Below are 12,781 nucleotides of genomic sequence, written 5' to 3' on the forward strand. Positions count from 1 at the left end.
ATCTATGGCAGGTCGCCAGAACCGGCGCGGTTTCGCCGGATTCGCCCTTTCCTTAAGTCTTTCCCTTTCGATGCTGGGCTTCGGGGCGCTAGCACGCGACCGTCAGACCGAAGGGCACGGCCTCTTGCAATCGGGCCCTGTGCTCGCACCGCTCCCTCCGAAACGGCCGACCGGTTTGAGGCCGCACGTTGAGCCCGCTCAGGACAGTTCAAGCGGACAGGGCGGGGGCGGTCCGTCGACCTGCATCCGTGTCTTCGAGGAGAACGGAGGCGTTGTGCTGCCCTCGGCCGGTGGCACAAGCACCGGTGAATGTGCGATCGAGGACCCGGTAACATTTCAGCGGGTGACCATCCCTGACGGTTCCAAAATCGAACTGGACAGTGCGATCACTGTGCGGTGCCCGTTCGCATTGGAGGTTATCGCCTGGGTCCGCGACGATCTCACTGCGCTGATGAAACGGGAGAACAGCCAGCTCGCGAAACTGGCCGGGGTCGGAGGACATGCCTGCCGGGCCCGAAATGGTGATGCAGGCGCACCCATCAGCGAGCATGCAAGCGGCAACGCTCTCGATGTGGGTGGACTGTTGATGCAAGATGGCCGAGCGTTGGCATTCGTTGGTAACGAATCCGAGTCCCGCTCGATCCGTGAAGCTGTCCAGAAGAGCGCCTGCCAACGGTTCACGACTGTCCTGGGCCCGGGGGCTGACAGCTCCCACAAAGATCACCTCCATCTCGACATGCGCGAGCGCCCTCGTGGGTTTCGCATTTGTCAGTGGACGGTCGAATGAGTGACAGACAGTTCTCGCCGCCAAACCACTCCTCAAGAGGCGGCTTCAACGACACGCCGGGAGGGAGAGGCGGGAAACCTCCTTCAGGTCCTTCAGAGTACGCGTGTTGACGTCATTGCGGACGAACGACGCGCGTACTTTCCAGGAACCTGGGGGCAGGTTCGATCGTTTGAGCCACTGGCTGGGGTTGTTTCAGCGTCAGGCTGAACTCTTTGTCGCCATGAATCCGGACGTGGTTGGACCACTCTGATCACTCCGCGAAGCGGATATCGCATGATGACCTCATCTTGACTCCCGAGTGGTGAAGTAGGAACAAAAGAGGAACATAACGGCCCGCCTATTTCCAGAGGACACCAACAATTGTGCGGCCCGAGCTCGCCATACAGTCTCTGCGCGCCCAGATCGAAAGGATCGAAGGCACGAACCGGCGCGCAAGATCGGTGCTGCCGTTCGGTATCGCCGAGGTGGACTCGCGCCTCCCAGGTGGCGGACTGGCCCTCGGGGCGCTGCATGAAGTGGCTGGCGGCGGCAACGGCGCGATTGACGGTGCCGCGGCCGCGCTGTTCAGCGCAGGAGTTGCTGCCCGCACCCGGGGGAGGGTCCTGTGGTGTATCACGCGGCCGGACCTCTTCGCGCCCTCCATCGCACAAGCCGGACTGGGTGCCGATCGGGTGATCTATGTGGAAGCCTGCGACGACAGGACCGTGCTTTCCTGCATGGAGGAAGGGCTACGGCACGGAGGACTGGGCTCCGTCGTCGGGGAAGTCGCTCGCCTGTCCATGACCGCCTCTCGTCGGCTGCAACTGGCCGCGGAGGGGACAGGCTCGATCGGGATCGCCCTTCGCCGTTGGCGGCGTCAGACGGAGGCAGCCGATTTCGGGCAGCCAACGGCCGCGATGACGCGCTGGCGCGTCTCGGTGATGCCGTCCACAGCGCTGCCGGTGCCCGGCGTGGGACGGCCTCGCTGGCTGGTCGAACTCATCCGGGCCCGCGCCGGCGACAGTGCAGATTTCGAGTTGGAGGCGTGCGATGACACGGGTTGTCTCGCTCTTCCTGCCGACCTGGTCCACCGACCGGGCGCGGCGGAAGGCGGGCGACGCAGCGCCTCCGCCTGAGGCGCCGCTCGTCCTGATAGGCCGCGACGGAAACAGGCGGATAGTGCTGGCAGCGGATGCTGCGGCACAAGCTTCCGGCCTCCGCTCTGGCATGCCGGTGACAAAGGCGCAGGTGCTCGTTCCGGGGCTGATCGTCGAGGACGCCGATCCGGCCGCCGACTCCGAAGGGCTGGAGCGGCTGGCCGTCTGGATTTTGGAGCGTATCGCACCGGTCGTCGCACCCGATCCGCCGGACGGGATCGTCATCGACTCGTCAGGTGCCGACCATTTGCATGGTGGCGAGAGCGCCATGCTCGACGGGCTGATCGGCCGCCTCGCCATGTCGGGGATCGCCGCGCGAGCGGCCGTCGCCGACTCGTGGGGCGCCGCACATGCGTTGGCTCGTTACAGGACACGTTCGGCGATCAGGGCTGCTCCAGGGCATGGGCCATCCGTCATCGCATCGTTGCCGCTGGAGGCTCTGCGGCTTCCATCCTCCGTTAGCGTCGGACTCCGCACTCTGGGCTTCGAGCGGATCGGTGATCTGCTGGAGCAGCCGCGGGCGCCTCTGGCTCTGCGATTTGGTCCGGAGATTGGTCGCCGCATCGACCAAGCGCTTGGCGATCTCGGCGAGCCGATCAAGGCCATTCGGCCACCCGACCTGATCGAGGTTCGCCAGGCATTCGCCGAGCCGATCGGCGCCGCGGAGACGATCGCGCGCTATATTGGCAAGCTCGTCGTGCAGCTCTGCGAACGCCTCGAGGAGCGCGGGTTCGGCGCGCGTCGTCTCGACCTCATCTGCCACCGCGTCGACAATCGCGCTCAGGCAATTCGGGTCGGATTGGCGGTGCCTGTTCGTGACATCAAGCGACTGAGCCGGCTCCTCTGCGAGAAGATCGATACGATCGAGCCGGGTTTCGGAATCGAGGTGATGACGCTCGCCGCGACCATCGCCGAACCGCTGGAACGCAAGCAAACCACCAGCTCGCTTGTCGAGGAAAGCCTCCCGGATGTGTCGGACCTGGTCGATACCCTGATAAACCGCGTCGGGGAGCGCGCCATCTATCGTCTGGCTCCGGTCGCGAGCGACGTTCCTGAACGTTCCGTCTGCCGCATCCCGGCCATGGCGGCCGAGACGGGGGCAAGTTGGCCAGGCCATTGGCCCCGGCCTACCCGACTGCTCCCGCAACCGGAACCGGTCGAGACCATGGCACTGCTGCCTGACCAGCCCCCGGTTTGGTTCACCTGGCGGGGAATCCGTCGACGGGTGAAGCGTGCGGACGGGCCCGAACGAGTCTTTGGCGAATGGTGGAAGCGCGATGCCGAGCTGGCCGCGGTTCGCGACTATTTCCGGGTCGAGGATGATGCCGGTGAGCGCTACTGGCTCTATCGCGCCGGCGACGGTGAGCACGTTGCGACCGGCTCGCATCGTTGGTTTCTGCACGGGGTGTTCGGATGAGCAGCCCACGCTACGCCGAGCTTCAGGTCACCTCGCATTTCAGTTTCCTGCGCGGGGCCTCCTCATGTGAGCAATTGTTCGCGCAGGCTGCGGCGGCTGGCACCGAAGCCCTCGCCATTGTCGACCGCAATTCGCTGGCGGGGATTGTCCGCGCCTATGAGGCCGCAAAGACGACCGGGGTTCGCCTCGTCGTGGGGTGCCGGCTTGATCTGGTCGATGGTACGTCGGTGCTCGTCTACCCCACCGATCGGGCGGCGTACTCGCGGCTCTGTCGGCTGCTCTCGCTCGGCAAGAAGCGCGGTGGCAAGGCAAAGTGCCACCTCGAATGGCCCGATCTTGTCGCCTATGGCGAGGGTCTGATCGCTGTCCTCGTTCCTGATCACGCCGACGAGGAATGCGCCTTCCGTCTTCGGCGACTTCGCGATGCGTTCGCTGACCGCGTCTATCTCGCGCTGACGTTGCGCCGACGACCGAACGACCAGCTCCGGCTTCACGAACTCTCGAACCTCGCTGCCCGGATGGGCGTGTCGACCGTCGTCACCAACGACGTGCTCTTCCATGAACCCGCGCGGCGCATTCTCCAGGACGTAGTGACGTGCATCCGACACAACGTCTCGATCGACGCCCTGGGCGACCGGCGCGAACGACATGCCGATCGCTACATCAAGCCTCCGGAAGAGATGCATCGGCTGTTCAGCCGCTACCCCGAGGCTTTGGCGCGGACGCTACAGATCGTCAGCCGATGCCGCTTCTCGCTCGATGAACTGGCCTATCAATATCCCGAGGAGCGCGACGATCCGGCGCTCACTCCCCAACAGACCCTGGACAAGCTGACCTGGGAAGGCGCCATCGAGCGCTACCCCGAAGGCATTCCAGAGAGCGTAACCGCAGCTCTTCAGCACGAGCTTCGACTAATCGAGAAGCTTGGCTACGCCCCATACTTCCTGACGGTGAACTCGATCGTTCGCTTCGCCCGATCGCGGGACATTCTGTGCCAGGGGCGCGGCTCGGCGGCGAACTCGGCCGTCTGCTACGTGCTCGGCATCACCTCGATCGATCCGGGCCGCAATGATTTGCTGTTCGAGCGCTTCGTGTCCGAGGAGCGCCGAGAGCCGCCGGACATCGACGTCGATTTCGAGCATGAGCGGCGCGAGATCGTCATGCAGTGGATCTTCGACACCTATGGGCGCGATCACGCTGCGCTATGCTCGACCGTTATCCGCTATCGCACCAAGGGCGCGCTCCGGGACGTCGGAAAAGCCCTTGGCCTGCCGGAGGACCTGATCGGCACGTTGTCCTCGCAGGTCTGGGCCTGGTCGGAAGCAGGCGTCGAGCCGCGCCATGTCGAAGAGCTGAACCTCAACCTCAAGGATCGGCGGCTTCGTCTGACCCTCGACCTGGCGCGTCAGCTTATGGGCGCGCCCCGGCACCTCAGCCAACACCCCGGAGGGTTCGTCCTCACGCATGACCGGCTCGACGATCTCGTTCCGATCGAGCCCGCCGCCATGGCCGATCGACAGGTCATCGAGTGGGACAAGGACGATATCGATGCGTTGAAGTTCATGAAAGTCGACGTGCTGGCGCTCGGCATGCTGACCTGCATGAAGAAGGGGCTCAACCTTCTGTCCGAGCACAAGGGCATCAATCTCGATCTTGCGACGATCCCGGCCGAGGACCCTCGCACCTACGCGATGATCCGGAAGGCCGACACGCTCGGCACCTTTCAGATCGAGAGCCGCGCGCAGATGTCGATGCTGCCGCGGCTGAAACCCCGGACGTTTTATGACCTCGTCGTCCAGGTCGCGATCGTCCGGCCAGGCCCGATCCAGGGCGACATGGTGCATCCCTATCTTCGCCGGCGCGAGGGTCTGGAGCCAGTCCACTATCCCAAGCCGGAGCTGGAGAAGGTGCTGGGCAAGACCCTGGGCGTGCCGCTGTTCCAGGAACAGGCCATGCGCGTGGCGATCGAGTGCGCCGGCTTCACCCCGGGTGAGGCCGACATGCTCAGAAAGTCGATGGCGACTTTCAAGTTCACCGGCGGCGTCTCCGTGTTCAAGGACAAGCTGATCGCCGGCATGGTCGCCAACGGCTACGAGCCGGAGTTCGCCGAGCAGACTTTCAAGCAGCTCGAAGGGTTCGGCAGCTATGGCTTTCCGGAAAGCCACGCAGCCTCATTCGCGCTGATTGCCTACGCCTCAGCGTGGCTCAAATGCTGGCATCCCGACATCTTCTGCGCTGCACTCCTCAACAGCCAGCCCATGGGCTTCTATGCTCCCGCCCAGATCGTCCGTGACGCGCAGGCGCATGGAATCGAGATTCGTCCGGTCTGCGCCAACGCCTCGAGGTGGGACAGCACGCTTGAGCCGACCCGCGACGACAGCCGCTTCGCGATCCGGCTGGGTTTGCGCATGGTGAAAGGGCTCGCCAATGCTCACGGGGCGGCCATCGTCGCGGCTCGGGCCGATCAGCCCTTTGCTTCCGTGGATGACCTCTGGCGGCGTGGTGGCGTTCCCGTGGCTGCGCTCACGCATATTGCCGAAGCCGACGGCTTCCGACCGTGCTTCGGTCTGGCGCGTCGTGAGGCGCTGTGGGCGATCAAAGCGCTGCGCGATGAGCCGCTACCGCTTTTCGCGGCAGCCTCTGCCAGGCAGTCCGAGATCATCCCCGAAGTGGACGAGCCGACTGTGTCCCTGCGGCAGATGACGACCGGCAGCGAGGTGGTCGAAGACTACCGACATGTCAGCCTGTCGCTGCGCAGTCACCCGGTCGCCTTCCTCCGAAGGGATCTGCGGCGGCGGCGCATCGTTACCTGCGCCGAGGCGATGGAAGCACGTGATGGCCGCTGGCTCGAGGCCGCTGGGATCGTGCTTGTCCGCCAGCGGCCAGGCAGCGCCAAGGGCGTCATGTTCATCACCCTCGAGGATGAGAGCGGCATCGCCAACCTCGTCGTCTGGCAAAAGGTCTTCGAGCAGAACCGCCGCACCATTCTGTCCGCCGGCATGATTTCCGTGCGTGGACGGATACAACGCGAAGGCGAAGTAGTGCATCTCGTTGCGCAGCGGCTTTCCGATCTGTCTGCCGAGCTTGCCAGCGTCGGCGACCGGGAGGCGCCTTTCCCCGTGCCGCATGGGCGCGGCGACGAGTTCCATCACGGCTCGGCGACACCGGCCCCGCGCGGGATGCCGCCGAAGGGCCTGCGGACCCGCGACATCTACATCCCGGACCTGCACATCGACACGATCAAGGTGAAGACGCGGGACTTCCGCTGAGGGGGGCGCCGTAATCACGATTCTCCTTATCAAGTTGAGCCTTGAGCCGACGGAGCTCCGCAGAAACGTCCGGGTTCGAAATCAGATAGCCGCCGGTCCGGGATGGCGTGTCATGGCGGAGTCGTCTCACAAGCTTCCCGACCTCAGGCTCCTTGAGGTCCCTTTTCTCAGGTGCATTATCGGATTCGACCATTATTCTTCCCTTCACGCATGCGCCGCTTACTCATCAAATGCGCCACGTTATCGGTCTTGGCGCCGTCTCCGGCTCTCAAGCTCGCTATCTCGCGCTCCATAACCATTATCCTGAACGACAATGCAGCGATGGTTTGAGCCAAGCGCTCCGATCTCGAGATTTCAGAGACATTCTTTTTCTCAGGCGCGGCCTCGTCGCCATCAACCGAATCTTCGGCTGAGATTTTTCCTGTCTGAATCTTAAGTTCCCGGACGAGAGCTCGCAGCTCGCCCCTAAGTTCTTCGTGGTATTTCGGCCGCAAAGTACCTCTGGATTTGACTCCAGCGATCTTCCGGATGGCAGTTTCGGTTATCGTTCCCTCGTATAGGTAGGTCGCCGTAGCGGGATCGAAATTCTTGGCGTCCAGTACCCGCGCCTTGAAAACCGCCATCGCTCGGCGCATGTCGCGGTCCGTGTCCGCCGCCGTTTTACCCATCAGCGACCTCCAGCAGCTCGGAAACGATCGGATCTTCAGCGAATTCGTCGAGCAGTTCCGGAAAAGCATTAAGCTTCTCTCGCACGACCCGCGAGTAATGGCTCCAGATCAAACTTCCAGGCTCTGCCTTCCGCATGTGCGACAGCGCGTCGGATACGTTGATTCGTGCTTGCTCAAGGAACTCGGGCATCTCCAGATGCCAGGCGCAGTCGAGCTTGCATTTTGCGATATTTGGTAGCTCGTTTTCGCTCGCGCAGGCCCCAGCCTCACCGATTGGCTTACAGCATGCGACCAACCCAGGCAGGAGTTGCTTGATGGCAAAGCCATCGGGTCCGCTTGTAAGCCGGTCGACAATGTCTTCGGCCGTTAGCCTGGCCTGATCGCGTTTGCCTGTCGGCACAATTACGTCGAGATTTTCAGCCAGTCGCGATATGGCGACCTGAAATTGATTGGCGCCACCCCCGCGCAATTCCTCGGCCCTTTCGACGTAAGCGATGGCGATCTGTCTCTGCTCCTCCTCGGCGAGCTCGCGGAGCTCTTCGAGGATACCGTCGTTTGCAAGAATGTACCGCAACGTCATCGCAAGGTTCTCGTGCCCGAAAAGCCTTCTCAGAATCGAGGGCCCGCCGTGGAGAGCGATCACGATTAGCCGCGCGGTAGTCTTTCTGAATCTGTGGTGGTGACACGATGTGCCGTCGAGGAGGTCCGAGAACCCATTCTTAGCTGCAAATCTAACAAGAGTTTGCGCAATTTGCCTTTTCGGCTCTCCTCCATCGAATAGAGTGTTGCATTTGCGTAAGAAAAAGCGAAATTCGTGATCTTCAGAAACTCTTATGTAAGCCAGTTGGCCGATAATAATTCTTCTCAATTCAGGGCTGATAGGCCAGTCTCTTTTTGAGCCGGAGAATGAGTTCGAGAGCTTAAATGTATTTCCGTTTATGAAGCTATCGAGCTTTCCTTGCGTTCGACGACTGACAAGGAACTTACGCCTCGGCAGAGCGGCTACCTCCTCCCAGCGTGGCCCGAGCAGCAGGGACAAGATGAAGATCGTCGCGGTCTGGCATAGGTTTGCGAGCGCGATGAGATCCTTGGATGAGCCGGCATAGAAGCCATCCGGCCACGACCTCGCCTTCGCGATGACAGCGACGTCATCGGGAGTTGGCGATCTTGGTAGCGCGCGAAGCTCTCGAAGAACGCTATTTACGATCGGCCGAACGCCTTCGAGCACCCGCAAGCAAAACTCTCCCGCGGCTGCAACGAACTTGTCGGGGAAAGGCTGCCACTTGCGGTCGTCTTCAGCATCTCGGTTGCCATCTCGAATCGCAGAGACGTCGAGGCCATCATGAAGCTGCTCAATTCCCTCGGTATCATCCACGCCCACGGATTGAAGAGACGGGGGCGGTTCAAACATGCGGTAGCTCTCAGGCGCAAGAGCTTTCCAGAGCCGCAGTGTCTTGTATACAGGTGGAACCGACTTGCGTAGGTTTTTAGGTAATTTTTCAATGAATCTAATAAGATCAACATATAGCAACTCTGAAAATTTTCTCCCTTCAGAAAGGGAGAAGTGGCCTAATCTTGTGTAAAATTGCCTCCTTATCCTCAAAGTTGATATAGACAGCGGCTTTACGTGAGAAAAAAACTCTAAATACATACATCTTTTGATGTTTATTTTTATTTCTTGGACGTCGACTTCACTGTAATCGCCTTTTATGTGAAATTTATGCTTTAGAGTATGTGTCGGCCTTGTCTCATATTCACGATGCCACGCGATCGGGGTTTCCCACAGATCGTCACGCACGTGGATTGCGCCGCCCTCTGGCGTCGGGAATAGCGGAAGATCCACGAACAATTCGTCTTGATCGAAACGAGCATCTCCGGGCATCGGATAGAGCGTCCTGGCTTCGAGCTTTGCACCTTGCCAACCGGATGCTGCGAGATCGCTCCACCATAACAGTAAGCCGGGCGGCGGGATCATTGCCGCGTCTCCCGGGCGAAACCAGCGAACATGCCCGTTTGGACTATGACCGGCAGATGGCGGGCCTCCTCGATTGATTTAGCTACCAAAGAGTGATGAAATTTATTGCGAATATGCAGATATAAAGCCAACATCACTGGATAGTCGCTCGTCTCCCAAAGAGACAAAGCAATATCACTGCGTAGACGTTCCAGGTCCATAATAACTCGAGACAACATAACTAAGCTTTCTTTCGTCGCATACCACCTGCTGCAAGCGAAGCAGCGTTGGGCCAAGCAGATTCGACCACCCGGATTGCCCGGATCGGCATCCTTGTCGGGTTTTGTTGGCTCACTGCACAGCAGTCCTGATGTCGATTTATGCAGTCTCTCAGGTCTGTGACTGGCTGGAGAGAACTTTCCTACTTTGAGATCTAATATTATTCGGTTCTGTAGATCAATTTGTTTCTTTTTATCTTCTATTATAACAGATTTCTTTTCAAGATAATGAAGAAGAGAAGCAATCGTCGAGTGACCCAAGGCCTGCATCGTAAGAATATGGTTGAATCCGCTGCGAAAATAAACAAACAATGCCCAAATATCACGGCCATCTGACAGCCTATATCGGAATGGAGGCCTTTTTTCTTTAGCCGCAATTGCGTCAAAGAATGCGTCAAGCCACCCGTGAATAGTGTCCTTGCTTTTTCCGGGAAGGATGTCCCTTATGCCAAACTGAGTTGGGTATACCCAGATCAGTTCCGCTCGCCGCGCCATATCCCCATCACCGGTGAGTGCCGCCACTTCTTTCATCCGGCTTCGTAACGGGGCCTGTATCTCGATCACTCGCTGGATAATTCTGTAGGCATCGGTGTGCTTCGTCCGCGAAGACGATGCCCGGACGATCCGCTCACCGTCCCGCTTCGGACCGAAAAGGATCACTCGCTTCTCCGGAGAGAAGAGGTCGGGCGTGAACCATCTATCGACAGGCATGCGCGCGATGGTGTCCACATTCAGGCCGGTCTTCATGCTTACCATTGCGAGAGCAACCGCGATTTCGGGAGCGCGAAGAAATACGCACGCGACGTGCGCATCAATCGTCGCGTTCTGATAGAAGCCTTCTTCCCAAACTAGGTCGGCCGGCAAATCGTGGCGAAGACGATCTGGGCGTTGGGACATGAGGTGTCCCGGATCACGCGCAATAGATCGGAATGGCGTCTCCTTGAGCAGGTATGCTAGGCGGTTTTTTGCGTGGTTCCAGTACCCGCCGTTCCACCTATAGGTACCGCTACTTCCAGGGACGAATTCGTCCGCACGCGAAGCCAGGTCTCTTCCGCGATCAATGCGCCGTAATATGCCGTGCCAAGCACGAGCGAGATGTCGGAATGCCCATTTCGCATCGTCAAATTCGACATGTTCAATGTCATACATCTCACTGGCTGAGTATTTGAAATAAATATATATATTAAGTACAGCTTTCCGCGTGTTGCCATGGTCGTAATCAAGCTCGAAAGCTTGAATAAACACGGAATGAACTAGCCAGTTTATCTTATATTTATAGCTTTGAGCCATTTCACTAGCTGAAATAGATTTTAGCCAGTTGATAAAATGCCGCCAGATCGCCTCAAGCTCCTCCCAAGTGAGGTCATCGATCTTTACGGCTTTGGCGCCGTGCATCAGCTCCGACAATCGCTCTTGATCGTCCAGAAAGCGCCAGAAATGCGTCAAGCAAGTGCGAAGGGCCATCGCGGACAACAGCGTGGTCTGCCTCACGCTGCGTTGAAAGCCCTCCTTGATGCGCGCAGCCAATTGGGGACGACCGCGGTAGGTGCTACCGGCGAAGTCCGATCCGACCGCCAACGGTTCGATTGTGAAGGTCCATTTCGCCGTCTTTCGAGTCACCGGATCGGAGGTGCGGCCGGAAACGATCCAGTTCACGCGGCCTCTCCGTCGAGTTCGTCGCTGTACTGCTGAGGTATCTCAGAGCCCATCAGGTATGCGACGCCACGTAGGTATTTTACCGTTGTCTCAATGCTCTCATGACCGAGTGCGCTTTGAAGCCGAAGCAATTCGGCTGAAAGTATCGCCTCTCCTGAAGAGATGTTGAACGCATGAGGGTGCATCGAGAGAATCCTCGCCTTCTGCTTCCACTCTCTCAGCAAAAAGTGCGCGGCGAAGTGATGTCTCAGGACGTGTGGCGACAGGGCCGAATATCCGGCAGCATGCCGTGCTCGAGCAAATTGCTTCTGGAGATACCGAGGCTGCATGGGCGCGGTTCCCTCGATGCTGTCGCCGATCAAAAGCGCATCGGTCGGGGTCGCTAGCCGCGCCTCGTAGAACTTTCGATCGAACTCCTTGAAGCGCTCAACCGCCCTGACGATACTCTCGTCGATCGGCACTGGGCGAGACTTCCCGAATTTTCCAGTGACCGTCACGAACCGGCGCGCTCGATCTTTGTGGAACTCTTCGAGAGACGGAAACGACCTTACGGTCAGAGCTAGGACCTCAGCGATGCGCAATCCCATTCGATGGATTAAGCGAGCAGCCAACGTTCCAGGGGCGGTTTCGAATTCGCCACAAAATGCATCGATCTCCTTCTCATCGTACCAGACCTCGATCTGCTCCGGGTTGCACCGGCGCATAACCAGGAGTTCCCCTTTGTCGCCGGACCTTCTCGAGCGGCGGAATCGCCGGCCCTTCTTCGATCGCTCTAGGACAAGACGACCACGCCAGCCTCTCTGAGAACCGAAATTGAGAAAGTCGATGGCCGAGAGGAGGTATTGGTTGACTGAGGAAGGCTGGAGGCCCTGCTTTTTAGAGGTGAGGCCAGCTTCCAGATCGTCGCCGTAGAGTTCGAGAGTGGCTTGGTCGACTTCGCGATAATCCAAGCCCTCAAGCAACAGCCACCTGCGCAGGACATCGAGTTGATACGCTCGGCTCCGAAGGTAGTTGAGCTGCGCGCGAAGGACCTCTCGGCCGTACACCTCTAAGTCTCTTCCTGGCACCGGGGTTGCCGGCGACCAGTCGCCGTTCCGGCGCGCCCAAAGATACTCGTTCAATCGCTCGTCGAACTCTCCAGTCTCATTGACAATAAACGGCGCACCTTCGAGCCCCGGCGGAATGCCCTCCTTGATTGCTTCTTGGCTGACAACGAACACAGTGCGAACTGCCTGCCTAGACGCTGCCATGGCCATGCCGAGCCTCCGCGCGCCGAACTGTGAAGTCCGCGCATCCTGAAACGCTCACCACCTGATCAAGCGTTGCTCCGCTGGCCACCGCGAGCCTCCCTTGCGCTGCTGGACATGCTGAACCGGATAAAAACATGTCGGCGGCGGCGTCAAGTATATAGCGCATAAATCGTAGATTATTTTTATGAAGTACGATTCGGCCTTGACAAGGATTCGCCTTGAACTGGAGTCACAACTGGTTATCGTGAGATTAGGGATTGAGCTATCGAATCCTTTACGTCGAATCCTTGAATTGTAATCTTTTGAGGATTGAATCCTTGCGCCGTGATCGACCGGCCGAACTTGGCCGACCCGTCGCGCTCGGTG

The 12,781-nt window shown here is 59.4% G+C and carries 8 protein-coding genes; 4 read left to right on the forward strand and 4 right to left on the reverse strand.

Features of this window, described 5'->3' with window-relative positions:
* The first annotated feature begins 4 nt into the window (after window positions 1–4).
* The 4 genes from BIWAKO_RS19980 (at window position 5) to BIWAKO_RS19995 (ending at window position 6,609) form a co-directional block, all read left to right on the forward strand.
* Window positions 5–787 (forward strand): extensin-like domain-containing protein, encoded by a 783-nt coding sequence (locus tag BIWAKO_RS19980; protein WP_176733364.1) that lies wholly within the window; start codon window positions 5–7, stop codon window positions 785–787.
* 359 nt (window positions 788–1,146) lie between these two features.
* Window positions 1,147–1,902, forward strand: coding sequence for an ImuA family protein (locus BIWAKO_RS19985; protein ID WP_465247428.1), 756 nt, complete (start codon window positions 1,147–1,149; stop codon window positions 1,900–1,902).
* The gene (locus tag BIWAKO_RS19990; protein ID WP_069880143.1) at window positions 1,817–3,340 is read left to right on the forward strand and encodes a DUF6504 family protein; all 1,524 of its coding nucleotides are present in this window, start codon (window positions 1,817–1,819) and stop codon (window positions 3,338–3,340) included. The genes BIWAKO_RS19985 and BIWAKO_RS19990 overlap by 86 nt, the downstream gene beginning before the upstream one ends.
* Complete coding sequence (locus tag BIWAKO_RS19995) at window positions 3,337–6,609, forward strand: error-prone DNA polymerase (RefSeq protein WP_069880144.1); 3,273 nt, start codon at window positions 3,337–3,339, stop codon at window positions 6,607–6,609. The genes BIWAKO_RS19990 and BIWAKO_RS19995 overlap by 4 nt, the downstream gene beginning before the upstream one ends.
* A 176-nt stretch (window positions 6,610–6,785) precedes the next feature.
* On the opposite strand, the gene BIWAKO_RS20000 is transcribed toward BIWAKO_RS19995, so the two are convergent.
* From BIWAKO_RS20000 to BIWAKO_RS20015, 4 genes are read right to left on the reverse strand one after another with little or no spacing between them, the layout of a single operon-like run.
* The gene (locus BIWAKO_RS20000) at window positions 6,786–7,277 is read right to left on the reverse strand and encodes a hypothetical protein (protein WP_069880145.1); all 492 of its coding nucleotides are present in this window, start codon (window positions 7,275–7,277) and stop codon (window positions 6,786–6,788) included.
* A complete protein-coding gene (locus BIWAKO_RS20005; RefSeq protein ID WP_141740165.1) occupies window positions 7,270–9,252 on the reverse strand; it encodes a site-specific integrase in 1,983 nt (660 codons plus the stop codon). Before BIWAKO_RS20005 ends, BIWAKO_RS20000 begins: the two co-directional genes overlap by 8 nt.
* The gene (locus tag BIWAKO_RS20010) at window positions 9,249–11,165 is read right to left on the reverse strand and encodes a hypothetical protein (protein WP_141740166.1); all 1,917 of its coding nucleotides are present in this window, start codon (window positions 11,163–11,165) and stop codon (window positions 9,249–9,251) included. The genes BIWAKO_RS20005 and BIWAKO_RS20010 overlap by 4 nt, the downstream gene beginning before the upstream one ends.
* On the reverse strand, window positions 11,162–12,421 hold the full coding sequence (locus BIWAKO_RS20015) for a tyrosine-type recombinase/integrase (RefSeq protein WP_069880148.1): 1,260 nt from the start codon (window positions 12,419–12,421) through the stop codon (window positions 11,162–11,164). Before BIWAKO_RS20015 ends, BIWAKO_RS20010 begins: the two co-directional genes overlap by 4 nt.
* Between the last annotated feature and the right edge of the window lie 360 nt (window positions 12,422–12,781).

Origin of the sequence: Bosea sp. BIWAKO-01, from assembly GCF_001748145.1 — a bacterium.
GTDB lineage: Bacteria > Pseudomonadota > Alphaproteobacteria > Rhizobiales > Beijerinckiaceae > Allobosea.